The sequence below is a fragment of the Photobacterium chitinilyticum genome (assembly GCF_004104355.1).
Classification (GTDB): Bacteria; Pseudomonadota; Gammaproteobacteria; order Enterobacterales; family Vibrionaceae; genus Photobacterium; species Photobacterium chitinilyticum.
In genome coordinates, this window is record NZ_RJLM01000004.1 from 42462 (window position 1) to 65522 (window position 23061).

General features: G+C 46.8%; 21 protein-coding genes. 12 read left to right on the forward strand and 9 right to left on the reverse strand.

From position 1 onward, the window contains the following. Nucleotides 1-82: 82 nt before the first annotated feature. From rsmS to dinG, 5 genes are all read right to left on the reverse strand, one after another. Nucleotides 83-271: a pleiotropic regulatory protein RsmS gene (gene rsmS / locus EDI28_RS11270; protein WP_128783977.1), complete on the reverse strand. Its 189-nt coding sequence runs from the start codon at nt 269-271 to the stop codon at nt 83-85. A 73-nt stretch (nt 272-344) separates the two neighbouring features. Next, on the reverse strand, nt 345-1265 hold the full coding sequence (locus EDI28_RS11275; RefSeq protein WP_128783978.1) for a histone deacetylase family protein: 921 nt from the start codon (nt 1263-1265) through the stop codon (nt 345-347). Nucleotides 1266-1268: 3 nt separating this feature from the next. Beyond that, nucleotides 1269-1820, reverse strand: coding sequence for a primosomal replication protein PriC (priC, locus tag EDI28_RS11280; RefSeq protein ID WP_128784329.1), 552 nt, complete (start codon nt 1818-1820; stop codon nt 1269-1271). Between the two features lie 14 nt (nt 1821-1834). Beyond that, on the reverse strand, nt 1835-2608 hold the full coding sequence (locus EDI28_RS11285) for a sulfite exporter TauE/SafE family protein (RefSeq protein WP_128783979.1): 774 nt from the start codon (nt 2606-2608) through the stop codon (nt 1835-1837). 29 nt (nt 2609-2637) lie between these two features. Next, entirely contained in the window at nt 2638-4716 is a 2079-nt protein-coding gene (gene dinG / locus EDI28_RS11290) for an ATP-dependent DNA helicase DinG (protein ID WP_128783980.1), read from the reverse strand. 537 nt (nt 4717-5253) lie between these two features. Between dinG and EDI28_RS11295 the strand changes: the two genes are divergently transcribed. Further along, entirely contained in the window at nt 5254-6240 is a 987-nt protein-coding gene (locus EDI28_RS11295; RefSeq protein ID WP_128783981.1) for a porin, read from the forward strand. Nucleotides 6241-6344: 104 nt separating this feature from the next. Beyond that, nucleotides 6345-6983: a YccT family protein gene (locus EDI28_RS11300; protein ID WP_128783982.1), complete on the forward strand. Its 639-nt coding sequence runs from the start codon at nt 6345-6347 to the stop codon at nt 6981-6983. 114 nt (nt 6984-7097) lie between these two features. On the opposite strand, the gene EDI28_RS11305 is transcribed toward EDI28_RS11300, so the two are convergent. Then, nucleotides 7098-7460 (reverse strand): TraR/DksA family transcriptional regulator, encoded by a 363-nt coding sequence (locus tag EDI28_RS11305; RefSeq protein ID WP_128783983.1) that lies wholly within the window; start codon nt 7458-7460, stop codon nt 7098-7100. A 401-nt stretch (nt 7461-7861) separates the two neighbouring features. Between EDI28_RS11305 and EDI28_RS11310 the strand changes: the two genes are divergently transcribed. The 6 genes from EDI28_RS11310 (at nt 7862) to EDI28_RS11335 (ending at nt 13769) form a co-directional block, all read left to right on the forward strand. Further along, entirely contained in the window at nt 7862-8269 is a 408-nt protein-coding gene (locus EDI28_RS11310; protein ID WP_128783984.1) for a YbaN family protein, read from the forward strand. Between the two features lie 202 nt (nt 8270-8471). Beyond that, complete coding sequence (gene apt / locus EDI28_RS11315; protein WP_128783985.1) at nt 8472-9017, forward strand: adenine phosphoribosyltransferase; 546 nt, start codon at nt 8472-8474, stop codon at nt 9015-9017. A gap of 115 nt (nt 9018-9132) precedes the next feature. Further along, nucleotides 9133-11334 (forward strand): DNA polymerase III subunit gamma/tau, encoded by a 2202-nt coding sequence (gene dnaX / locus EDI28_RS11320; protein WP_128783986.1) that lies wholly within the window; start codon nt 9133-9135, stop codon nt 11332-11334. Nucleotides 11335-11397: 63 nt separating this feature from the next. Further along, nucleotides 11398-11727 carry a YbaB/EbfC family nucleoid-associated protein gene (locus EDI28_RS11325; RefSeq protein WP_128783987.1) on the forward strand — a complete coding sequence of 110 codons (330 nt, stop codon included), beginning with the start codon at nt 11398-11400 and terminating at the stop codon, nt 11725-11727. A gap of 4 nt (nt 11728-11731) precedes the next feature. Continuing rightward, complete coding sequence (gene recR, locus EDI28_RS11330) at nt 11732-12334, forward strand: recombination mediator RecR (RefSeq protein ID WP_128783988.1); 603 nt, start codon at nt 11732-11734, stop codon at nt 12332-12334. Between the two features lie 421 nt (nt 12335-12755). Continuing rightward, on the forward strand, nt 12756-13769 hold the full coding sequence (locus tag EDI28_RS11335; protein WP_128783989.1) for a porin: 1014 nt from the start codon (nt 12756-12758) through the stop codon (nt 13767-13769). A gap of 105 nt (nt 13770-13874) precedes the next feature. Here EDI28_RS11335 and EDI28_RS11340 read toward each other — a convergent pair whose 3' ends face one another. Further along, the gene (locus EDI28_RS11340) at nt 13875-14423 is read right to left on the reverse strand and encodes a regulatory protein ToxS (protein WP_128783990.1); all 549 of its coding nucleotides are present in this window, start codon (nt 14421-14423) and stop codon (nt 13875-13877) included. Continuing rightward, nucleotides 14414-15280, reverse strand: a complete 867-nt coding sequence (locus EDI28_RS11345) for a winged helix-turn-helix domain-containing protein (protein WP_128783991.1) — start codon at nt 15278-15280, stop codon at nt 14414-14416. Before EDI28_RS11345 ends, EDI28_RS11340 begins: the two co-directional genes overlap by 10 nt. A 201-nt stretch (nt 15281-15481) precedes the next feature. Between EDI28_RS11345 and htpG the strand changes: the two genes are divergently transcribed. The 4 genes from htpG to EDI28_RS11365 all read left to right on the forward strand — a co-directional run bounded on the left by htpG (nt 15482) and on the right by EDI28_RS11365 (nt 20748). Beyond that, entirely contained in the window at nt 15482-17380 is a 1899-nt protein-coding gene (htpG, locus tag EDI28_RS11350; RefSeq protein WP_128783992.1) for a molecular chaperone HtpG, read from the forward strand. Nucleotides 17381-17558: 178 nt separating this feature from the next. Further along, entirely contained in the window at nt 17559-18203 is a 645-nt protein-coding gene (gene adk / locus EDI28_RS11355) for an adenylate kinase (RefSeq protein ID WP_128783993.1), read from the forward strand. A gap of 130 nt (nt 18204-18333) precedes the next feature. Further along, nucleotides 18334-19308, forward strand: coding sequence for a ferrochelatase (gene hemH / locus EDI28_RS11360; RefSeq protein ID WP_128783994.1), 975 nt, complete (start codon nt 18334-18336; stop codon nt 19306-19308). A 135-nt stretch (nt 19309-19443) separates the two neighbouring features. Then, entirely contained in the window at nt 19444-20748 is a 1305-nt protein-coding gene (locus tag EDI28_RS11365) for an inosine/guanosine kinase (protein WP_128783995.1), read from the forward strand. Nucleotides 20749-21136: 388 nt separating this feature from the next. Here EDI28_RS11365 and asnB read toward each other — a convergent pair whose 3' ends face one another. Then, nucleotides 21137-22813 carry an asparagine synthase B gene (asnB, locus tag EDI28_RS11370; RefSeq protein ID WP_128783996.1) on the reverse strand — a complete coding sequence of 559 codons (1677 nt, stop codon included), beginning with the start codon at nt 22811-22813 and terminating at the stop codon, nt 21137-21139. Between the last annotated feature and the right edge of the window lie 248 nt (nt 22814-23061).

Sequence of the window (23061 nt, forward strand, 5' to 3'; positions counted from 1 at the left end):
ACGAAAGTGCCTTTATATCATGAGGCTGGCCTGTTGTTGATAGCGGCAGAATTCGAGGAGTAAAGCGGTTGAAATTTAACCGTTATTCATCTTGTTTTTCTGGGTTCTCTTTATTCATTTGGGCTTTGAGATCCTGAGCCACAATTTTTAGCGCCGACAGTGCAACGTCAGGTGGTATTTCATTACTTTCAAATAGATAAATAAGATCAACCGCGAGTTTAATATCTTTTGGTGCATCATCTAGTGACGGAGTTGAATTATCGTTTTTCATTATTATTTTATCACTTTTTATTTTGGGCTGACGATTGAACTGCGAAGTTTAGCATAGTCTGTCCGAGAACGAATTACTCAGAACGATAAACAGTTATAGCCGCTTGAATTAACTGGGCGTGTAATTCAACCAGTTGTTGGTGATCTTGCCTATACCCGCCGCCCACAACTGCCGCAATTGGTATCTCGGCTTGCTTGCAGCGACTAAGAACCAGGTGATCACGTCGATAGATGCCATCGAGGCAGACATCAAAATAGCCTAGCTCGTCATGCTGGTGGATATCGACACCTGCATCATAGATGATGAAATCAGGTTGGTGCTGGGCTAGGGCTAAATTTAATATGATCTCAAACGTTTCTAGGTAATCGTTTGTTGTTGTATGTTTGGGCAAGGCCAAATCGATATCGGAAGCCGGTTTGCGTGCCGGGAAGTTCTTGTCGCAGTGAACCGAGAAAGTAATGATGCTGTCATCATCACTGAGCAGGGTTGCCGTACCATCGCCCTGATGAACATCACAGTCGACGATCATTACTTTATCGATGTTATCAAGCGTTAGGGCATATTTGGCAGCAAAAGCCAGATCGTTGACGAGGCAAAAGCCACTGCCAAAATCGTGGTGTGCATGATGATACCCGCCACTGAGGTGGATTCCGATTCCATGCTGGCTTGCCAGATCGACGGTTAGCCGGGTGCCTGCAGTAGACATGAGCGTACGTTTGATTAATTGGTGGCTCCACGGAAAGCCAATACGGCGCATCTTTGCTGCGGGCAGGGTATTGTTAAACAGAGCTTCAATATAATCGGGGTGATGGAGGCTCTTTAGTTCGTCGGCGCCAATGGCCTCGGGTTGGTAGAACAGGATCCCGTCTTGTTGATCTAGCTTCATCTCGTCGATCAGGTATTGATACAGCCGACGATATTTCGAGATGGGGTAGCGATGTTCGGCTGGTAGTTCAAGCTGAGAATAGATGGGGTGGTAGACCAGGGGCAGCATCAGTTATCCTTTTCGTTCCCGAAGGCTTATGTCCTTTTCTATCTTGGCCAGCGATGCACGGCAGCGAGTTAGGCGTCCTTCAAGAGCCAGTATTTCTTTTTGCAGTTTTTGCTGCTCGGCAAGGGTAGAACAACGGTTTAACATCATTTCCTTGTCCCTCTGCATAGCAGCAAGTCTTCGTTCCCAGTCTTGGTGCTGGGCTAGATCCTGATACATTTCATGGATCGGGCGTCGCCAACCTTGCCTGCGCTTGGGTTCGTTTTTTCGAATTTGCAAAGTGGCGAGCTCGCGCTGGATTGCCTGGATTTGAGCGACAACCTTTTCACAGATATGCTGAGTCCGTGATGCTTGCAGTTTACCGGCTTTTCGTTCGTTTCTTAGTGCGGTAATCTCGCTGCGTACTTCTGTTACGCAAGGAGTCAGCAGTTTGCTGCGGCAGAAAAAAAGTTGTTCGTCAAATAGCGGACGCGATGCCTCACCTCGCTTACGGTCAATTTGAGCGGCATCATGGGCCAGTTGCTCGAGTATGTTTTCTAGACGTTTTAAATCAGGCATCATCTTTTCTCGGGTTAGAACCAGGCTTGCCAGGCAAGTTTAACCGCTAGCACAATAACCACGGTGACAAAAACCGGGCGAATAAACTTAGCGCCAAACCGAATTGCAGAATGGGCACCGATATAGGCACCTAACATCAAGCATACGCCCATAGTAAGGCCAAGGGCGAAATTAATATGACCAAGAACGATAAAGGTGATCAGTGAAGTCACGTTACTGGTGAAGTTCATTGCTTTGGCCAGTCCTGACGCCCTCAGGATATCTAACCGATATAGCGCCATATTGGAGACAGTCCAGAATGCACCGGTTCCCGGCCCAGCAACACCGTCATAAAAGCCTAGCGTGGTGCCTTGGCTCCATTGCTTTCGCGTAAGCTTTTTACATGGCGTGGGAAGGCGTTGAGAACTCCCTTTTGGCTGCGGGTGCCAAATGGTGTACACCGCGACCGTCAAAATGATCAGGGGGAGTACTTTTTCCAGCCAGGCGGTACTGATTAGATCAACGACTAAGGTGCCGCTAATGGCGCCGATGAGGGTTGCGACGAACGACAAGCGCCAAAAAGCGGGAGAAAATAACTGTTTTCTATAGTAGGTCCAGGCGGCAGTTGATGACGCAAATGTTGCTGCCAGTTTGTTGGTTCCCAGTGCGATATGCGGTGGTAGCCCGATAGAGAGCAGAGCAGGAACGGTTAGCATTCCTCCTCCTCCGGCGACGGCATCAATAAACCCGGCAGCTAAAGCAACAAGACCAAGTATGATTAGCATACTCGGTTCAATCATTTCTATCATTTATCGTTATTCTTGATTATCGGTTTTGTTTAGGAGTATTCAATGACACGTTTAAAAGGTGGTAATGAATCGAGTAGCGCCTTGCCGTAGCGTCGGCTGATCACCCGGCGGTCAAGCAGCACGACTCTACCAGAATCTTGTTCCTTGCGCAGTAGGCGTCCCGCTGATTGGATCAGTTTTTTACTGGCCTCTGGTACCGAAATTTGCATAAACGGATTTCCGCCACGGCTCTCGATATATTCGGCATGAGCTTCCTCTACCGGCGAGGTCGGAACTGCGAAAGGGATTTTGGTAATAATCAGGTTTGTTAATAAATCACCGGGTAAATCAAGACCTTCTGAAAAGCTTCCGGTTCCGAACAGAATGCTGGCTTTACCTTTTTGGCAATTCTCTTTATGTTTTTTTAGGGTGAGGTTTCTTGATTCTTCCCCTTGTATCAACAGTTCCCACTTGTTTTTCTTCATTAGCGGACGTAATTCTTCAGCAACCTTGTTCATCTGCCAGTAAGAAGAAAACAACACCAAGCTGGATTTCTCGCCTTCGAGGTATTCAGGCAAGGTTTTGATCAGTAGATCGGTAAATTTGTCGGCCTGCGGTTCAAGCTGCATGGCAGGGATCACCAAACGGGCATTGTTTGGGTAGTCAAACGGTGAAGCCAAAGCCAGAAACCTAGTACTGTCCTTTTCAAAGATACCGGCTTGACGGCAGAAATAGTCAAACTGATTTAGCGCTCTGAGGGTGGCGGAGACCAAAATAGACCCTGCTGCACGGCTCCAAAGCAGCTGATCCAGTCGATAACCCACCTCGAGCGGAGAAACCTCTATGATGTAGTCGCCTTCACGCTCGGGATTCTTTTCAATCCATCGGGCGAGTGGTGCGCCTTTATCTTTATTGGGCTGCGCCATTAACGTCCAGACTTTTTCCAGGTTTTCTAGTCGTTGTAGATAAAAACCGGACTCAGCAAGTGCTTGCTCTCCCAGCCGAGGCAAGATTTCATTATCCTTGGTTCGCTCGGCAATAAGATCATGAACCTTTCCCAGTGACTGCAAGGTCTTTTTACTGGCTTCTTTACAGCTTTTTGCTTCCTCTACTAACCATTCAGGAAGCTCACCATGTTCAAACCGATAGATGCCATCTTTATTAAACTGGGCAGGGTCAATATTGGCTGCAATTTGTCGCAGTGACGGTATTAAATGGGCGATAGTTTCATTAAGGGCCGTTTGAAAACGGCCCGATTTTTTATAATCCGCTAATTCTGCCAGTTTACCGACGGACTGGTTCAGTTTTTCTAACCAGTTGGCTGCACCTTTTAGGCTGGCGGCTGCTGACGAGAAATCTCGCGCTACCTGGGGCAGGTGGTGCGCTTCGTCGATGACGTAAATTGTTTGCTCAGGTTCCGGTAGGATAATACCGCCACCAAGTTCAATATCAGCCATCAGCAATGCATGGTTGGCCACGATGACATCGGCTTTCTCGAGGTGTTCTCGGGCCTTGGCAAACGGGCAGCTACGGTGTTTGGGCAGTCCGGCATGGCAGCTGTGCTTATCCGCCACGATTTGTTGCCAGATATGATTGGGTATAGCGGTTGGCCAGCTATCACGGTCTCCGTCCCATTTCTGGGCTTCACTGGCCTTCAGCATGCGCTTTAAAAGTTCTAAATCCGACTTTTTAGGTTTTTCTTCCCAAAGCACAACCTGTTGATCTTTATCTGTAATACAGCAAGCTTCCAGTTTATGTGTGCAGCAGTATCGCTGCCTGCCCTTGGCGAGGATAAAACTGAATTCTTTAGGAAAAATTTGATTGAACAAAGGTAAATCTTTGTTGATGAGCTGTTCCTGCAGTGCCACGGTTGCCGTTGATATCAGTATTTTTTTGTTATTGAACAGAGCAAAGGGGATCCCGCCCAGCAGATATGCGAGGGATTTACCGATCCCCGTCCCTGCTTCTGCGACCAGCATGCGATGTTTGGGGTGGTATTCTCCGGCTAGGGTCTTGGCGATTTCAGCGACCAGATAGTTTTGCGCGCGTCTGGGAATAAAGTTATCAAGCTGGGCTCCCAGGTTCTCATAGCATTGTTTGATATCACTTTTTATCTGGCTGTGTAACATAACTGAAACTTCATAAGGGCAGGGAGCTGCATTATAGCACGAACCTCTAAATGTGAGCGGTAGCGTGTTCTGGAGAAATTTATAAAAAAAATGAGATCTTGGTCACGAAATAAGATTGAACCTAACCTGAACGGCTAAGCTAGTTGTTTATAAACAAGGGATTAACCACATAACCCGACCTAGGGTAGTGTTTTATTCTGCACTATTGTATTTTTTTGCTCTTTTTAGGTTTTTTGTGTTGATTTTGTTGTTAGTGAGAAATGTGGCAATAGCATGCTGTGGTGCATATTAATGATAATGAAATAATTGGTATTGGTTGTATGTTATTGAAAGTAAAGTGTTTTGAGGTTTTTTGATGTTGTCTTTAGATGATTTGACATAGGGATAAATCATCTGTCAGGATGAGCCCCACAAGTTACTTACCTTCGGTTTTTATCTTTCTTTATGTTAAGAGAGGATTAGAAGTCGGGGGATTATAAAGAAAAGGAATTCTGGAAACAGGAATTCCCGTCTAAATAAGAAAAGGCAGTGGATATCATGAAAAAGACACTTCTAGCACTAGCAGTACTAGCAGCAGGTTCTGCACAAGCAGGCGTTAACCTATATGACCAAGATGGCGTTGTAGTTGACGTGGCAGGTGCCGCTGAAGTTCAGTACATCCAAGGTTATGCAGAAAACAGCGATTCAAAGTTCCGTCTAGATGACGGTGACCTAGCATTCAACGTAACTGTTCCAGTTTCAAATAATCTAAATGCAGTTTCTGGCCTAGCTTTTAACTTTGAAGATGCTGAAAAAGATGAAGGCGCAGTTAAGAACGACGAACTATGGGTTGGTTTCAGCAGCAATGATTTCGGTACGATTACTTTCGGTCGTCAGTACCTAATCGCTGATGACTCTGGCATCGGTAAAGATGTAGAGCTAGGCGGTGACGGTCTTGACTTTGTTCAGGCACAAGGCGACCAAACTGTTAAGTACGTATTCGACAACGGCCAGTTCTACGCAGGTCTTTCTGCACTGCTAAAAGAAACTAACCCAGCAGGCAATGCTGACGAAACTAGCATCATCGACGGTCGTATCGGTGCGCGTTTCGGTGATTTGGACGCACGTGTATACCTATACTCTGGCTCTGACGTTAAAGCTGAGAAGATTTTTGGTAACGCATTTACTGGTGGCGTTGTTGATGTTGATGGCTACAACCTTGAAGGTGAGTACATCATGGGTGCATTTGCTTTCGCTGCATCTTTCGGCCAGGTTGAGTATGAAAATGCTGTAAACTCTGCTGACAAGCTTGAAGCTGATACTGCTGCACTTGCGGGTTCTTACACAATGGATAAGACTACATTTGCTCTTGGTTATACTTACCTAGATTTCGATGTAGCTGGTGCAAACGCAGATGCTAACACTTTCTACGCGAACGTGACTCAGCAAATGCACGCTAACGTGAAAGTATACGGCGAAATCGGTACTACTGATGTTGATAACACAGAGTTCGGTTACCTAGCTGGTATGGAAGTTTCTTTCTAAGATTGATTCAATCTAAGAAATCTTCTTGAAAAAGCCGCCTTTATAGGGCGGCTTTTTGCTATCTTATCGCTATAGAGATACTTGTTATAAATTCAAGGGGTGAAATGAATAAGTTAATTGGATTATCGCTCGTACTGCTATCTGGCGGACTTCAGGCTGCAACTATATCGAGCAGTAAGAATGTTGAGCTGCTTGTTATTGATGGCAAAAAAGTACAGTCATCGTTTTGGTCACCAACTGAAAAGGTAGAGCTGCAGCCGGGAAGACACCAGGTTGTGGTGCGTTATGACGGCGAACTGAAAAATGGCTCTAAAAATACAATGTATACCACTCGCCCATATTTGTTTGAGATGGATGTACCAGATGACGATGCCACGATCATATTGCCCCGCTTGACGACACTTTCCCAGGCGAAAGCACACTTTGGCCGTGGTGCACAATGGCAGCTTGAATTGAGCGATGGGACGACATCTGCTTTACCGTATGTAGAGTTACAGGGTAAAGGCATGGCGGCATTTAAAAATATGGAAGAGCTGGTTGCCGACTATAACCGCCAGCATGGGATCACCTTTGAGCAAGGCTATGCCGTTGACCTTGAGCAAGCCACTGTCGAAGTCAGCGAACAGGGCGAAGTGACGATCTCCGGCGATGCACTGGCACAGCTAAAACTTTGGTATAGCAAAGCAAATGCAGAAGAAAAGGCTGCTTTCCATCAGTGGTCGAAAGCCCAGGATGCGCTGTGAGTGATGACTGTTCGCGCATGGCTAACATAGATGCGGTGGGACGATGAGATAGCGGGAATACGAGACTGTAGATATATGCTGTAGTCTTGTTTTATATCCCGCTAATTCATGGTACTAGTCATGGTGGTAACGGCTATGGGCCCGGCATGAGTGGCATCGTGGCTGAGCCGGATCCGCCTTCAGTTCATTGAGTTCAATTTCTTCTTCACAATCCACACATAGTCCATACATGCCCAGCTTGATCGAGCAGACCGCGGCATCGACTTTTTCCATTCTCATTGCCAAATCGAATAAGTTAGGGATGAAGGCTGATTTTGCCATCATAATCAGTTCATTGAGATCGGCCTGCTTTATCGCCGTGGCTGATGGAACGAGGGTGTTGAGCAACATTTCATGCTTGAGCTCTTTGGCTAGCAAGGTATGTTCTTGTTCCAAATGATCTTTAAGTTCTTGGTAGGTGCGTTCTGACGTTGTCATATTTTTGTATTATGTTTATAAGTGATAAATTTAGTCTAAGACGGTTTGATTGTTTGATTGTGATTTGAATCAAACCTTTATAGAGTAATGGGCGGAATACCCCTAAATTCCCTCGGTTTTTGTCGCTTTCCTGATCCGATATAGTGGTGCTCGCTCACGAGCCGTGGTCAAAGAAGCTACGGACAATAAGCAAGTCAGTTGTATTTATACCCTATAAAGGAAGCGTACCATGGAGCACGGTTTTAAAGACCCGTATAGTTTTAAGTATTTCGTCGGTTTTCTGGTTGCATTGGGACTACCAACACTACCGGCAAGTTTAACCTGGTTAGGGATACTAAGCCTATAGTACCAACGATTGTTACTTTGATTGGTATCTTATCCCAACCAGTAAGGAAGGGGATATGAAAAACATCATCAAGCGAGCTATTTTATTAAGTTGTGGCTGGCTGTGTGTTGTTCTGGGTGTCGTTGGCATTTTTTTGCCTCTGCTACCGACGACTCCTTTCTTATTGCTAGCCAGCGCCTGTTTTATGCGTGGTTCTCCTCGTCTCAGCCGCTGGCTACATCAACATCCGCATTTTGGCCCTATTTTACAAAACTGGCATGAGCACGGGGCTGTATCTCGAATTGTTAAGCGTCGGGCGAATATCACGATGGTGATTAGCTTCATTTTGTCAATTTACTTGGTACCGTTGCTTTGGCATAAAGCGATGCTGATTACAATGGCAACTCTGTTGCTGGTTTGGTTTAATCGGCTGCCCGTGGTTGATAACTCGGGCTTATCGGAAGCTTCAACAAATAACAGGTAAGCGACGAGTAACCTAGCGTGGCGTTATGTAAACGATATCTATTGATTCATGACAAAGAACCTTTGGTATTAGTTGCTCCTGCCTGTGAAAATCAATACTATTTGCTCCGGAATTTATTTGCCTGCTGCTGAGGTATACCTCTGCGACAGGCTTTTTAATTAGCGCTACAGCACTTGCGTAAGATGGTGCACGGAAAACGATTATGACTCAAGAAAAACTAGCTTTGATCAAGCGCAGCATTAAATCTATCCCTGATTACCCTAAGCCTGGAATTTTGTTCCGCGACATTACTAGTCTTATGGAAGACCCAGCGGCCTATAGTGCTACCATGCAAGTTCTGATCGAGAAATACCAGAACAAAGGTATTACTAAAGTGATTGGCACCGAAGCCCGTGGCTTTTTGTTTGGTGCGCCACTAGCACTGGAACTGGGTGTTGGGTTCGTTCCGGTTCGTAAGCCTGGCAAATTGCCTCGTGAAGTGATTGGCGAAAGCTATGAGCTTGAATACGGCCAAGATACCCTAGAGATCCATGTTGATGCGATTAACGAAGGTGACAAGGTGCTTTTGGTTGATGACTTGCTGGCAACGGGCGGCACAATTGAAGCGACGACGAAGCTGGTTCGCCGCCTTGGCGGTGTGGTCGAAGATGCCGCATTCGTAATCAACCTGCCAGAACTGGGTGGGGAAGAACGTTTGGAAGCTATTGGCCTCAATGTATTCAGTATTTGTGACTTCGACGGTCATTAATTTTCTTGGCCGGAATTCTATCTGGCTAATCATTGGGCGCTCGCAGCGGCGCCCTCTCGCTCAAAAATCCTCCCTGTGCTAGCATTGAGTTCTTGATTCTGTAAGGTTAGTTAACATGAGTTATCAGGTTCTGGCACGGAAATGGCGACCACATCAATTTGAGGATGTTGTTGGCCAGTCCCATGTCCTGACGGCGTTGGCCAATGCACTTGCCCATAACCGTCTTCATCACGCCTATCTGTTTAGCGGTACTCGTGGGGTAGGTAAAACAACCATCGCGCGTATTTTTGCCAAAGGGCTGAACTGCGAACAGGGGGTGACAGCAACCCCGTGTGGCCAGTGCGAGACCTGCCGCGAGATTGACGAAGGCCGCTTTGTCGATTTGCTGGAGATCGATGCGGCATCACGGACCAAAGTAGAAGATACCCGTGAGTTGCTTGATAACGTTCAGTACAAACCTGCCCGTGGGCGTTATAAGGTTTATCTGATTGACGAAGTACATATGTTGTCTCGTCATAGTTTTAATGCCTTGCTGAAGACGCTTGAAGAGCCTCCGGAATACGTTAAGTTTATTCTGGCAACAACCGATCCTCAAAAGCTGCCGGTTACTATTCTATCGCGTTGCTTACAGTTCCATTTGAAGCATCTGGACAATACCCAGATCCAGTCTCAGCTGGAGAAGGTGCTAACGCAGGAACAAGTTGAATATGAAACTAAAGCATTAAGCTTGTTGGCCCGTGCCGCGGAAGGCAGTATGCGCGATGCGCTGAGCCTTGCCGATCAGGCTATCGCCTTGGGCAACGGCCAGGTTCAGGCTGATTCTGTTTCTGCCATGCTTGGCACCTTAAATACCGAACAAGCGTTATATTTGCTCGAGGCAATGGCTGAGAGCGAAGCACAAGCTGCTATGGCATGCCTGGAAGAACTGGCGGGTGTCGGTGTCGAGTGGGACAGCCTATTGCGTGAGCTTGCCGCTCAGCTGCACCGTGTTGCTATGTATCAGGCATTGCCAGCTTCTCTGGATGATGCAGCCCCTGATGCGGAACGTGTTATTGTGCTAAGTAAGCGAGTGTCGCCGCAGGAAGTACAGCTGTGTTATCAGATAGCATTGCAAGGGCGCCAGGATCTGACCTATGCGCCGGATGGTCGTACAGGACTGGAAATGGTATTGCTGAGAATGTTGGCTTTCCGTCCAGTCTCCGGTCAGGGAATTAGCCCCCAGGCGATTAATGTTCCTGCAGCAGAGCCTGCTCATCAATCTCAACCTCAGAGCGGTGCACTGCTGCAAGGCCAACAAGGCATGCAACGTGTGCAGGCACTAAAAGCGCAGATGAATGGCGGGCAACAACAGCATGTGCCGGTGCAGTCTCAGCCTGCCGCTCCTGTACAGCAGCCAGCACAACGTCAGCGTATTGCTGAACAGCCTGTACCACAAGAACAGTCTCCGCAGGATAGCTATTCACAAGGTGGCCATTCCCAACAGAGTAGCCATCCTCAACAAAGTAGCTATCAGCCCTCGTCACAGGAGTTGGCTCAGCTAGCACCTCAGTCAATGCCACTGTCTCAGCCGTCATCGGCCGCTTCTGGGTTGCTAGCAGCAAGAAACAAGCTGCGAAGCCAGAGCAAGCGCAGTCACGAGGAACACCCTACTGTAAAAAAGACTGAATCGGCGCCAGCTAAAAAAGTCGCAACTAATGTGCTAGACCGAATTGCTACCAAGCATAAAGGTCGGCCAGCTCCGGTGGCCGGAGCCTCTGCGATGCCAGCGTCGGGAACTGCTGATATGCAGATGAGTAAAAAACCGGACGATGAATACCGCTGGAAGCCGATGGCTCAACCTGAGCCAGAAACCGTGAAGCAGGAAGTTGCGCCGGGCACGCTAAAGCGGGCGTTGGAGCATGAAAAAACGCCCGAGATGGCGAAATTGCTTGTCAAAGAAGCAGCAAATCAGGATAGTTGGTCAGATTTAGTGACTAAGCTAAATGTAGGGCGAATGGTCCAACAATTAGCATTAAATTCAGCGTTTGAACAAGACAATCAACAAGTGACTTTGTTCTTACGCCAGTCTCAGAGTCATTTGGATAACCCGAAAGCCAGGGAGCAGCTGGCACAGGCAATAAGCGAATTGCTTGGCACGGAAATCGAATTATCGATTGAGCTCGGTGACAAAGGCCGCTCGCCTTTAGAGTGGCGGGAAGGGCTTTATCATCAAAAGCTTGATCAGGCAAAACAAAGCTTAATGAGTGATCCTAATGTAACCTTTATCTGCCAGCGCTTTGCTGCTGTACTTGATGAAGAGAGTATTAGACCATTGTAATACACTAGATTTGTATTACACATAAGCAAATATATTTCAACCAGACCAATAGAGAGAGAGTATATGTTTGGTAAAGGTGGTATGGGCAACATGATGAAGCAGGCGCAGCAAATGCAAGAGCGCATGCAAAAGATGCAAGAAGAAATCGCAAACATGGAAGTAACTGGCGAGTCTGGTGCTGGCCTGGTGAAAGTGACTCTGACTGGTAGCCACAGTGTACGTCGTGTTGAGCTGGATGACAGCTTGATGGAAGACGACAAAGATATGTTGGAAGATTTGATTGCGGCGGCATTTAATGATGCAGCACGTCGTATCGAAGAAGCACAGAAAGAGAAAATGGCCGGTGTAACAGGTGGTATGAATCTACCTGCTGGCTTCAAGATGCCATTCTAATCAAATGCGTACCAGTCCACTACTGGAACAGCTAATGGAGGCCTTGCGTTGTCTGCCTGGGGTTGGCCCCAAGTCAGCACAGCGTATGGCCTTTAGTTTGTTGCAGCGTAATCGCCAGGGTGGTTTGCAGTTAGCTGATGCCCTTGGCAAGGCAATGACGGAAATCGGTCATTGCCAGAGCTGTCGTACATTCACGGAAGAGGATGTATGTGCGATCTGCGCGAACCCTCGCCGTCAGGAAAACGGTCAAATCTGCGTGGTTGAAAGTCCGGCGGATATTGTAGCCGTTGAATCGACTGGACAGTTTTCAGGTCGCTATTTTGTGTTGATGGGGCATCTGTCACCGCTTGACGGTATTGGTCCGTCAGATATTGGCTTGGACACCCTGGAATTTCGATTGCAGAACGAACCGATAACCGAGCTTATCTTGGCGACGAACCCGACAGTCGAAGGGGAGGCAACTGCACATTATATTGCCGAACTTTGCAGCGAGTATGATATCCCAGCGACCCGCATTGCACACGGTGTTCCCGTTGGCGGTGAGTTGGAGCTCGTGGATGGCACGACACTGTCTCATTCGATTGCCGGGCGGCATAAGCTTTATTAAAGTACTCGTGTGATTATATATTAATCAAGCGAGATCAATACCAACTGACGGTTATAACCGTTAGTTGGTATTTTTTTGTTTATAATAAATCAAACTCATTAAATTCAATAGGTTATATCTTTACTTTTAGCTGCTTGAGTTATTTGTAGTCGATTTTAGTTTTTACCTCAGGTTATTTTCTAACAATAACTATATAAATAACATTTAAGGCTGTTTTTCTTCATAACTCATTGTTATTCGGTATTTAATATTGTCATCTCGGATAGAGCAGAAATGCCAGGGAGGTTATTTGAACGTACCGATTTCATCACGCCGAGTGGTGAACAGGCTGCGATTAGGTAATCAAGGCATGGAATAAAAATACAAATACCATCACCTGACATTCATGCCCAAAAGCATATGCAGGTTATTAGGAGTTGATATGAAAAAGACAGTAGTAGCAGCAGTAATTGGTTCCATTGTCGCGAGCGCATCGGCAATGGCGGCAGAAGTCTATAAATCAGATGAGCTTTCAGTTAATGCATACGGTAACCTCCGTGCCCGTTATGAAACAACTGATAATGGTCATATGGGAGCGGACAGTACGTTCACTGGAGAGGGGACGGAGCTAGGTCTGGGATTGACTTACTTCCTGGACAATAACATGTACGTCAATGGAGATGTACTGTATGAAATGAATCTTATCCCGGAAGATGGTGACGGCAACGACGATGACAACTTTCTGAAGTTCGGCTCGGTAGCTGTTGGCGGCAATTTCGGTGAGGTTCGTATCGGCCGCATGTCAGCGATCCAGGATTCAATCGCTGGTCAGTACGATATCACTTGGGAATACGGCGGTACTGCCAATATCAAGAATGACTGGTCTGCAACCGATCGGTTGACTAACGGTATTCAGTACAAAATTGATGTCAATGGGCTGACAGTGATGGCGCAGTACCATACCGGTCAGGAATTCGATGACGAACCAGCGATTGGCGACGTTGAAATTGATCAGGCATACGCCGCAGGTGTTGCCTGGGAGTCTGATTTTGGTCTTGGTTTGTCGGCTACCTACACGTACTCCGAGCGTACCGAGAGGGATGTGACTTACGGAGGTGACGACGATACTTCTTGGACCCTGAACGCAACCTACCAGGTTCAAGGTTTGTCACTAGCGGCAATGTACTCAGACTATGATTTTGCGGGAGACGAGCAAACCGGTATCGGTGCGATGGCCCGCTACGATCTGCCTGTCGGGATCGGTCTGTACGGCGTCTATGACTACGTAGACTTTGATACCCAAGACGACAAGCTGAACCAGTACACTATTGGTGCTGACTACTGGCTAAATGACAGCGTCGTTTCTTATGCGGAATATGCCGATCAGAGTTTTGATGATGAAACGGCTGGAAGTGATGACAGTGCATTCACCATCGGTATGAGAGTGTATTTTTAAGTAATTTTATCGCAAGGAATGTTCATTGTTTTTTTGGGGAAGCTTGCGCTTCCCCTTTTTTCTTTGAAACTCTCAATTTGAATCTGGGTACTCACTGCCAAGGTTTTACAGCGAATAAAGAATATTCGAGCCGTAAGTGAGGCTGGTAAGCAGTAGTGATTTTTTATTAATGATATCAATACGGCGGCTTTGCTGGGCATCCATGCGGAATACCTGCTTTACAATCGTCAAGTGGTGATTTTGGAAGTCTTCGTTTTGTCCGGAGGTAATATCCTTGAACTCGAGCGGCTCAGTGAGCAGATAGCCGCCGCTGATATCCCAATTGCCTGATTCGGAGATATGCAGGGTAAGAGGTTTGTCACTGTCGCTAAACAGCTTCAGCAAGGTAATACGCGAATAGGTCTTATTCGGCAGGTAGACGACATGGCTGCTCTGTTCGACACGGCGTAACATACCTAGTTGATCCAATTGCATGGATTCAATACGACTAACAGAGGTTGATTGCCATTCACGGGACATCAGCAGCTGCTCTTGCTTGTAGTCACTGGAGAAATAAAGCCAGGAGCTGAAAATGGCCGACATTGTCAAAATGATAAGCGCCCAATATTGCTTAAAAAAGGTCGGCAAATGGCTGTTTTTATTTTTTACTGACATAGCTTGGTATTATCCTCATGGCTAGTGAGTAAACGTAGAGTGACATTTTCGCCCGGCACCGAGGTCGCGTGGATATAGTTCAACCATAACTGGTTGCTTTGGCCACCTGTTGCAATTACTTCGAGCGGGCGGGCATCGCCTTGATGATGCTCAAGATAGGTTTCCACACAGCTAGAAATCATCGTTTTCCACAGCACAATGTCAGGATGCTTTATCGGTGTCAGCACCTGAACGCCATTAACGGTCAACAAGGGCTTAAATGCCTCAGACTTAGGTGGGAAGCTCATGTTAACCAGCAGCGGTAAGAGACAGGCAACCACCAAAGCCAGCAGTTTCAAGATGGCTGTTTTTGACCCTTTTTTACTTACAGCAGAGATGTTTTCTGCTTTAAATTGGCTGATATTGGAAGCCGTATTAAGACTGTCCAGCGCAAGATCACTACCGCCAGGTTCTGAGGTAACCGCGTCAGTATCGATGTTGTTTATTGGTGCTTCGACAAGTATAGGGTTGTCAGCAAATTCGTTGACATTGGCAATCATCTGATAGCCGCGCTTTGGCACTGTCTTGATAAATTCTGGTGATTTTGTAGAGTCTTTCAGCGCTTTGCGAAGCGTGGATATTGCCTGAGTCAGGCTAGAGTCATCAACTTCAAAGCCTTGCTCTCGCCATACATAGTCATGTAGCCGGGTACGGGTAATGATCGCACCAGGATCGACAATAAGCAGGCTTAATGCACGGCTTTCATTACTGCCTAGTCGAGTAAGTTCATCGTTTTCTGATTTGTCGATCAAGCTATTGTCATAGGGGTCAAAGAGGAATCTCTGACCAATCAAATATTTATTTGATGTTTTATTCATTTTTAGCACCAAGGGTACAGTTTAGCTGTTTATATAGCATGATTTCCCTGAATCATGTCTGAATGTAAAAAATATAAAAGAACAGGCTGAAAATATATAAATAATATAAAAGCGGTATTTTAGGTTGAAAACCCGTACTTTGACCATATGTATGTAATTAACTGTTATGGATTACGTAATACGACTAGTTACGGAGTTAAAATGAGCGAGCAAAATCCCCATAAAAATAAGGAAACACGTGGCTTCCAATCGGAAGTGAAGCAACTGTTACATCTGATGATCCACTCACTGTATTCGAACAAAGAGATTTTTTTACGTGAGTTGATTTCTAATGCCTCTGATGCGGCTGATAAGTTACGTTTCCGCGCGCTGTCGCAGCCTGATTTATATGAGAATGATGCCGATTTGGGCGTAAAGCTGTCATTTAACGCTGATGCCGGTACCCTGACCATTAATGATAACGGTATTGGGATGACCCGTGACGATGTTATTGAACATCTGGGTACAATTGCGAAATCAGGAACCAAAGATTTTTTTGCCAAGCTTAGCGACGATCAGTCAAAAGATTCCCAGTTGATTGGCCAATTTGGTGTCGGTTTTTATTCTTCGTTTATTGTGGCTGATTCGGTTACGGTTAATACTCGTGCAGCAGGTGCCGCTGTCGATCAGGCAGTACGTTGGCATTCTGGTGGTGAAGGCGATTATTCAGTAGAAGATATTGAAAAAGCGAGCCGTGGTACCGAAATTATCCTGCACTTACGTGAGGATGAAAAAGAATTTCTGAGCGAGCACCGTCTGCGTGACATTATTGGTAAGTACTCGGATCATATCGGTATTCCTGTCCATATTATGACCACAGAGCGTGACGAGGAAGGCAAGGATACTGGCACGAAGTGGGAGCAGGTCAACAAGGCTCAGGCACTTTGGACGCGTAATAAATCTGAGATCAGTGACGAAGAATATAAAGAATTCTATAACCACGTTTCCCATGACTTTGCTGAGCCGCTGGCATGGAGCCATAACCGTGTTGAAGGCAATCAGGACTACACCAGCCTGCTTTATATTCCGGCGAAAGCACCATGGGATATGAATAACCGTGATAGCAAGCACGGCCTGAAACTGTATGTTCAGCGTGTCTTTATTATGGACGATGCCCAGCAGTTTATGCCTTCTTACCTGCGCTTTATGCGTGGCCTGATTGACTCGAATGATCTGCCATTGAACGTATCGCGTGAAATCCTGCAGGACAACAAGGTGACTCAGGCGCTGCGCAAGGCGTGCACCAAGCGTGCGCTAACGATGATGGAGCGCATGGCGAAAAATGATGCAGAGAAGTATCAGACGCTGTGGAATGAGTTTGGCCAAGCGCTAAAAGAGGGGCCAGCCGAAGATTTTGCTAATCGCGAGAAAGTCGCGAACCTGCTGCGTTTTAGCTCAACACATAACGAAACGGCAGAACAGACTGTTTCGCTGGCTGATTACGTTGAACGTATGAAAGAAGGCCAGGATAAGATTTACTTCCTGACTGCCGATAGTTTCAGTGCCGCGAAGAACAGCCCGCATCTTGAGCAGTTCCGTACCAAAGGCCTTGAAGTTATTTTGATGCATGACCGTATCGATGAGTGGTTGATGGGGCATCTGCAAGAGTTTGACGGCAAGCAATTCCAGGCGATCACCAAAGCGGATCTGGATCTTTCCAAGTTTGAAAACGAGGAAGAGAAAGAGAAGCACAAAGAAACGGAAGAAGCGTTCAAGTCAGTGGTTGAGCGTACGAAATCCTACCTTGGCGATCGTGTGAAGGATGTCCGTACGACATTCAAATTACAGGATACGCCCGCTGTTGTGGTCACTGATGAAAATGAGATGGGCACGCAAATGGCCAAACTACTGGCAGCTGCTGGTCATGATGCACCTGAAGTGATGTATATTCTCGAGCTTAATCCGGATCACGCCTTGGTCAATAAGATGGCCGATGAACCTGATGAGGAAGCGTTCGGCCGTTGGGTCGAAATGCTGCTAGGTCAGGCGATGCTGGCGGAACGTGGTTCGATGGAAGATCCGTCACAGTTTTTGGCTGCTGTTAATAAATTGCTAGCATAAATTTGCCGGTAGAAATCGGTTTGACTAATGTCTAATCGATTCTTTTATCAGCTTCAAATAGTATTCTGATAACGCATGTAATCCAGGCTCGGCCATAGTGCCGGGCTTGCGACTGCAGGCTAATCAGTGTATTTTTCTTTTTTTTTGCAAAACTCCATTTTATTTAAAGGGGATCAAGATGCGCATCATTCTTCTGGGCGCTCCAGGTGCAGGTAAAGGTACACAGGCACAATTCATCATGGAGAAATTTGGTATTCCTCAAATTTCTACAGGTGACATGCTACGTGCGGCGATCAAAGCTGGTACTGAGCTAGGTAAACAAGCGAAATCAGTAATTGACGCTGGACAGTTGGTGTCTGACGATATCATCCTAGGTCTGGTTAAAGAGCGTATTGCTGAAGACGATTGTGCAAAAGGCTTCCTGCTAGACGGCTTCCCGCGCACAATTCCTCAGGCTGACGGCCTGAAAGAAGTTGGCGTAGCTGTTGATTACGTAATTGAATTTGACGTTGCTGACGATGTAATCGTAGAGCGTATGGCTGGCCGTCGTGCTCACCTGGCTTCTGGTCGTACTTACCACGCTATTTACAACCCGCCAAAGGTTGAAGGTAAAGATGACGTAACAGGTGAAGATCTTGTTGTTCGTGATGACGACAAAGAAGAGACAGTACGTGCTCGCCTGGGTGTTTACCATGAGCAGACAGCACCGCTGATCGCTTACTACGGTAAAGAAGCTGAAGCCGGCAATACTAAGTACCTTAAATTTGACGGTACTCAGCCTGTTGCAGCAGTAAGTGCAGAGTTGGAAAAAGCACTCGCTTAATCGCACCTCGTACAGAACAAAGCATATCAGACGGGTTAGCTTTCGAGCTAACCCGTTTTTTATAGGCATGATTTTTGAAAGCTGCTAAAGTTGTGAACAGTCAGGATATGACAGAAACGCGAAGGAAAGTATGAGCGAAAAAAATAATAAATATGGTGTATTGCTGGTTAATTTAGGGACTCCGGATGAGGCCTCGCCTGCTGCTGTAAGACGCTTTTTATCTGAGTTTTTGCATGATCAACGAGTCGTTGATATGACCCGCTGGTTATGGTGTCCAATTCTTCATGGTGTGATCCTGCCTGTTCGCTCTCCCAAAGTCGCCAAGCTGTACCAGTCGGTCTGGATGGAAGAGGGGTCTCCGTTGATGGTGTATTCTCGCCGTCAGCAGCAGCGACTGGCAGATATGCTGAATGTGCCTGTCGAGCTGGGTATGACATATGGTAACCCGTCTATTGAATCCGGCCTGGATAGCCTGAAGCAGCAAGGCTGCAGCAAAGTGCTGGTTTTGCCGCTCTATCCGCAATATTCGCGAACGACTACAGCTGCAGTTTTCGATAAAGTGGCGAAGGTGCTTAGATCACAGGCCGAAATTCCCGAATTACGCTTTGTTAATCACTATTTTGAGCATCCGCAATACATTGCTGCGCTGGCCGAGTCGGTAACAGATTTTTGGGATACACATGGCAAATCGGATTACCTCTTATGCTCTTATCATGGTATTCCCAAACGTTATGCAGATAATGGTGACCCATATCCGCTGCATTGTAACGGCACGACTGCGCTGTTAGCTGAGAAGCTCGGTATTCCACGTGAGCAGATGAGCATGAGCTACCAGTCAATCTTTGGCCGAGAAGAGTGGCTAAAACCTTATACTGAACAAACTATCGTGGAGCTGGCTAAAAAAGGCGTGAAGCGGCTGGATGTGATGTGTCCGGCTTTCTCAGTCGATTGCCTTGAAACGCTGGAAGAAATCGCCGAGCAGTGTAAAGAAACATTTATCGAGGCCGGAGGAGAGCAGTTCAATTTGATCCCATGTCTTAACGACAACCCTGCACATATTGAAATGATGGCCCAGATTGTCAGGCAGTACAGCCAGAACTGGTAAAATGATGTAAAGGTTGTACCTAAAACTTTCCTATTAAAAAGCATGAGCTCTCAAAAACTGTGAGAGCTTTTCCTTTTCTGTTCTATATTCTGTGATAGAATCCGCAAAAATTTCTCAACCAAACAGCTCATTGACATGAAATTTCCAGGCCAACGAAAATCAAAGCATTACTTCCCTGTACATGCGCGCGATCCTCTTCTCAGTCAAGCCAAACAAGAAAAGCGCCTTGCGCGAACCCATGTAGTGGGGATCGACCAGACTCTGGTGGATATTGAAGCGTGTGTCGATGATGAATTCCTGGAACGCTATGAGCTAAGTAAAGGCCACTCGCTAGTCATTTCTGATGAAAAAGCAGAAGCGCTGTATCAAGAGCTGAAAGAAAATGATCTGATCAGCCATGAGTTTGCTGGTGGCACGATTGGCAATACCCTGCACAATTACTCTGTACTGGCTGACGACAAATCAGTATTGCTTGGTGTTATGAGCAAAGATATCGAAATAGGTAGCTATGCATACCGTTATCTTTGCAATACCTCAAGCCGTATGGATATGAACCACCTTCAGCCTGTACATGGTCCTATTGGTCGTTGTTTCGCGTTGATCTCGAAAGAAGGCGAGCGTACGTTTGCCATCAATGAAGGTCGAATGAACCAGCTGGATCCGAGCAGCATACCTGAAACGGTATTCAAGGGTGCATCGGCCTTGGTGCTGACTGCCTACTTGGTGCGCTGCAAAGAAGGCGATCCGATGCCGGAAGCAACGATGCGTGCCATTGAGTATGCGAAAAAGCACGATGTGCCTGTGGTACTAACATTGGGAACCAAATTCGTTATTGAAGACGATCCGCAGTGGTGGCGTGACTTCCTACGTGATCATGTGACTGTTGTTGCGATGAACGAAGATGAAGCCGAAGCATTAACTGGAGAGGCGGATCCGCTAGTTGCATCCGAAAAAACCCTGGAATGGGTAGATTTGGTTCTGTGCACTGCAGGTCCTGTTGGTTTGTATACGGCCGGTTATACCGAAGATGAAGCTAAGCGTGAAACGAGCCTGCCATTATTGCCGGGTGATATCCCTGAATTCAATCGCTATGAGTTTAGTCGTCCAATGCTGAAAAATGATTGTGAGAATCCGCTGAAAGTGTATTCTCACATTGCTCCGTACATGGGTGGTCCAGAGCGCATCAAGAACACCAATGGTGCCGGTGACGGCGCACTGTCTGCACTACTGCACGATATGTCGGCCAATCGCTACCACAGAGAGAATGTACCGAAGTCGAGCAAGCACCAGCATAACTTCCTGACTTATTCGTCGTTCTCCCAAGTTTGCCTATATTCAAACCGTGTGAGTTATGAAGTACTGGCCCAGCATTCGCCACGTCTGTCTCGTGGTCTGCCAGAGCGTGAAGTTAGCCTGGAAGAAGCATACTGGGAACGTTAAGCCCTAGGGGCGAGGCGTAAGAACCGAGTATCGAGAATAATAAAAACCGCCGGAAGGCGGTTTTTTTGTTTTTAGGAGCTTGATACCCCCTCCCAGCCTCCCCTTGAAAAGGGGAGGAGCAAAGGCTTTGCTCGCAGAGTGTTAGTGCTGAACCAGTTCTTCCCCTTGTTCGATGATGGCTGGGAGAGCGAGGAAGTTGATAGAAGGGGAAGTTAGATGGGGTTGCTTCTCTGGAGGGGTTGTTGCGGTGAGGTTTGGTGAAATTAACCCTTCCCTGCCTCCCCTTGAAAAGAGGAGGAGCAAGGGCTTTGCTCGCAGAGTGATAGCGCAATAACAAAAAACGAGAGCTCATGGCTCTCGTTTCAGTATTTAGATGATAACTGGGCCGTTAAGCTTTTTGTTCATAAGCTTCATTGTGAACGGCGGCAACAGCTCGGCCTGATGGGTCTGCACTGTTTTTGAAGCTCTCGTCCCACTCAATAGCTTTGGCACTTGAACAAGCGATTGACGGGCCTCCTGGGACACATTTCGCGGCATCTTCCAGCGGGAATAGCTCTTCGAAGATCTCGCGGTACATATAGCCTTCTTTGGTAGTTGGCGTGTTATACGGGAAGCGGAACTTCGCAGTTTCAAGTTGTTGCTCGGTCACTTTGGCGTCGGCGAGCTCTCTCAGAGAGTCAATCCAGCTGTAACCTACGCCATCAGAGAACTGTTCTTTCTGGCGCCATGCGACAGATTCTGGCAGGTAATGGCCAAAACACTCACGGAGGATGTGTTTCTCCATTTTACCGTTACCACACATCTTGTCTTCTGGGTTCAGGCGCATTGCCACTTCCAAAAACTCTTTGTCGAGGAAAGGAACACGTGCTTCGATCCCCCAGGCTGCCATGGATTTGTTGGCTCGGGCACAGTCGAACATGTTCAGGGCCAGTAGTTTGCGAACGGTTTCCTCGTGGAACTCTTTCGCGTTTGGTGCTTTGTGGAAGTAAAGGTAACCACCGAAGACTTCATCCGCCCCTTCGCCTGAAAGTACCATTTTGATCCCCATCGCGCGGATCTTACGTGACATCAGGTACATTGGGGTCGATGCACGAATGGTAGTGACGTCATAGGTTTCGATGTGGTAAATCACATCACGAATTGCATCTAGGCCTTCTTGTACCGTATAGGTCAGTTCATGGTGAACGGTACCAATGCTATCAGCTACCACTTTCGCAGCTTTCAGATCGGGAGCACCTTCAAGGCCGATAGCGAATGAGTGTAGTGTCGGCCACCATGCCTGAGATTGTTCGTCATCTTCGATACGACGAGCAGCGAATTTTTTGGTGATAGCGGAGATTACTGATGAGTCCAGGCCGCCGGATAACAGCACACCGTATGGAACATCTGTCATTAGCTGTCGTTTGACGGCACTTTCTAGTGCATCTGACAGTGCGACTTTATCGGTCTCTGCCTCGGCAACAGTGTCAAATTCCATCCAGTCGCGTTTGTAATAACGAACTGGCTCGCCTTTCTTGCTCCACAGGAAGTGGCCTGGAGGGAATTCGCTGATGGTTTTACAAACTGGTACCAGTGACTTCATTTCGGAAGCGACATAGTAGTTACCGTGTTCGTCGTGGCCATGGTATAGCGGAATAATACCAATGTGGTCACGGCCGATTAGGTAGGCATCTTCTTGTTCGTCATACAGGATGAAGCCAAAGATACCGTTGAGGTAATCAAGCAGTTCTGGTCCTTTTTCTTTGTAAAGTGCCAGAATAATTTCACAGTCAGATTCCGTTTGGAAAGGGTAGTCGGGTGCAAATTCAGCCTGCAATTCTTTGTGGTTGTATATCTCACCGTTAACCGCAAGTGCATGTGTTTTATCTTCGTTGTATAGAGGTTGCTCACCGCTATTGAGGTCAACAATAGCCAAGCGCTCGTGCACTAGAATAGCTTTTTCCGAAGAATAGATACCTGACCAGTCAGGACCGCGATGGCGCATTTTCTTGGACATTTCCAGCGCTGTTTCGCGTAATGCTGCTGCATCACTTTTAATGTCTAAGATACCGAATACTGAACACATACTTTTGACTCCAACTTCAAATTGCTTGTAGCTATCCATAATTGTTTGGGAGGGGGAGTAAGAATTGAGTGCCTAGTTCCTAGTCTAGGCATTCAATTCTTACTCCTTGCTGCTAACGCCTCCCGTTCTTAATTGTTAAAATTGCGTATTCAGTAATGAAATGCAACTATTAATCTCAATTCAATTGAAGAAAAGGCTTGTCGGTGAATGTTATTCGGTTTAATTGGTTTTTTCTGAATATATTTCAA

What these genes read in the sequence shown, in the direction of transcription:
- htpG (WP_128783992.1), top strand. Translation starts at nt 15,482, where the DNA reads ATGAGCGAGCAAAATCCCCATAAAAATAAGGAAACACGTGGCTTCCAA.
- dinG (WP_128783980.1), bottom strand. Translation starts at nt 4,716, where the DNA reads ATGTTACACAGCCAGATAAAAAGTGATATCAAACAATGCTATGAGAAC.
- dnaX (WP_128783986.1), top strand. Translation starts at nt 9,133, where the DNA reads ATGAGTTATCAGGTTCTGGCACGGAAATGGCGACCACATCAATTTGAG.
- EDI28_RS11345 (WP_128783991.1), bottom strand. Translation starts at nt 15,280, where the DNA reads ATGAATAAAACATCAAATAAATATTTGATTGGTCAGAGATTCCTCTTT.
- EDI28_RS11365 (WP_128783995.1), top strand. Translation starts at nt 19,444, where the DNA reads ATGAAATTTCCAGGCCAACGAAAATCAAAGCATTACTTCCCTGTACAT.
- recR (WP_128783988.1), top strand. Translation starts at nt 11,732, where the DNA reads ATGCGTACCAGTCCACTACTGGAACAGCTAATGGAGGCCTTGCGTTGT.
- hemH (WP_128783994.1), top strand. Translation starts at nt 18,334, where the DNA reads ATGAGCGAAAAAAATAATAAATATGGTGTATTGCTGGTTAATTTAGGG.
- priC (WP_128784329.1), bottom strand. Translation starts at nt 1,820, where the DNA reads ATGCCTGATTTAAAACGTCTAGAAAACATACTCGAGCAACTGGCCCAT.
- EDI28_RS11285 (WP_128783979.1), bottom strand. Translation starts at nt 2,608, where the DNA reads ATGATAGAAATGATTGAACCGAGTATGCTAATCATACTTGGTCTTGTT.
- EDI28_RS11340 (WP_128783990.1), bottom strand. Translation starts at nt 14,423, where the DNA reads ATGTCAGTAAAAAATAAAAACAGCCATTTGCCGACCTTTTTTAAGCAA.
- adk (WP_128783993.1), top strand. Translation starts at nt 17,559, where the DNA reads ATGCGCATCATTCTTCTGGGCGCTCCAGGTGCAGGTAAAGGTACACAG.
- EDI28_RS11295 (WP_128783981.1), top strand. Translation starts at nt 5,254, where the DNA reads ATGAAAAAGACACTTCTAGCACTAGCAGTACTAGCAGCAGGTTCTGCA.
- EDI28_RS11310 (WP_128783984.1), top strand. Translation starts at nt 7,862, where the DNA reads ATGAAAAACATCATCAAGCGAGCTATTTTATTAAGTTGTGGCTGGCTG.
- apt (WP_128783985.1), top strand. Translation starts at nt 8,472, where the DNA reads ATGACTCAAGAAAAACTAGCTTTGATCAAGCGCAGCATTAAATCTATC.
- rsmS (WP_128783977.1), bottom strand. Translation starts at nt 271, where the DNA reads ATGAAAAACGATAATTCAACTCCGTCACTAGATGATGCACCAAAAGAT.
- asnB (WP_128783996.1), bottom strand. Translation starts at nt 22,813, where the DNA reads ATGTGTTCAGTATTCGGTATCTTAGACATTAAAAGTGATGCAGCAGCA.
- EDI28_RS11325 (WP_128783987.1), top strand. Translation starts at nt 11,398, where the DNA reads ATGTTTGGTAAAGGTGGTATGGGCAACATGATGAAGCAGGCGCAGCAA.
- EDI28_RS11300 (WP_128783982.1), top strand. Translation starts at nt 6,345, where the DNA reads ATGAATAAGTTAATTGGATTATCGCTCGTACTGCTATCTGGCGGACTT.
- EDI28_RS11305 (WP_128783983.1), bottom strand. Translation starts at nt 7,460, where the DNA reads ATGACAACGTCAGAACGCACCTACCAAGAACTTAAAGATCATTTGGAA.
- EDI28_RS11275 (WP_128783978.1), bottom strand. Translation starts at nt 1,265, where the DNA reads ATGCTGCCCCTGGTCTACCACCCCATCTATTCTCAGCTTGAACTACCA.
- EDI28_RS11335 (WP_128783989.1), top strand. Translation starts at nt 12,756, where the DNA reads ATGAAAAAGACAGTAGTAGCAGCAGTAATTGGTTCCATTGTCGCGAGC.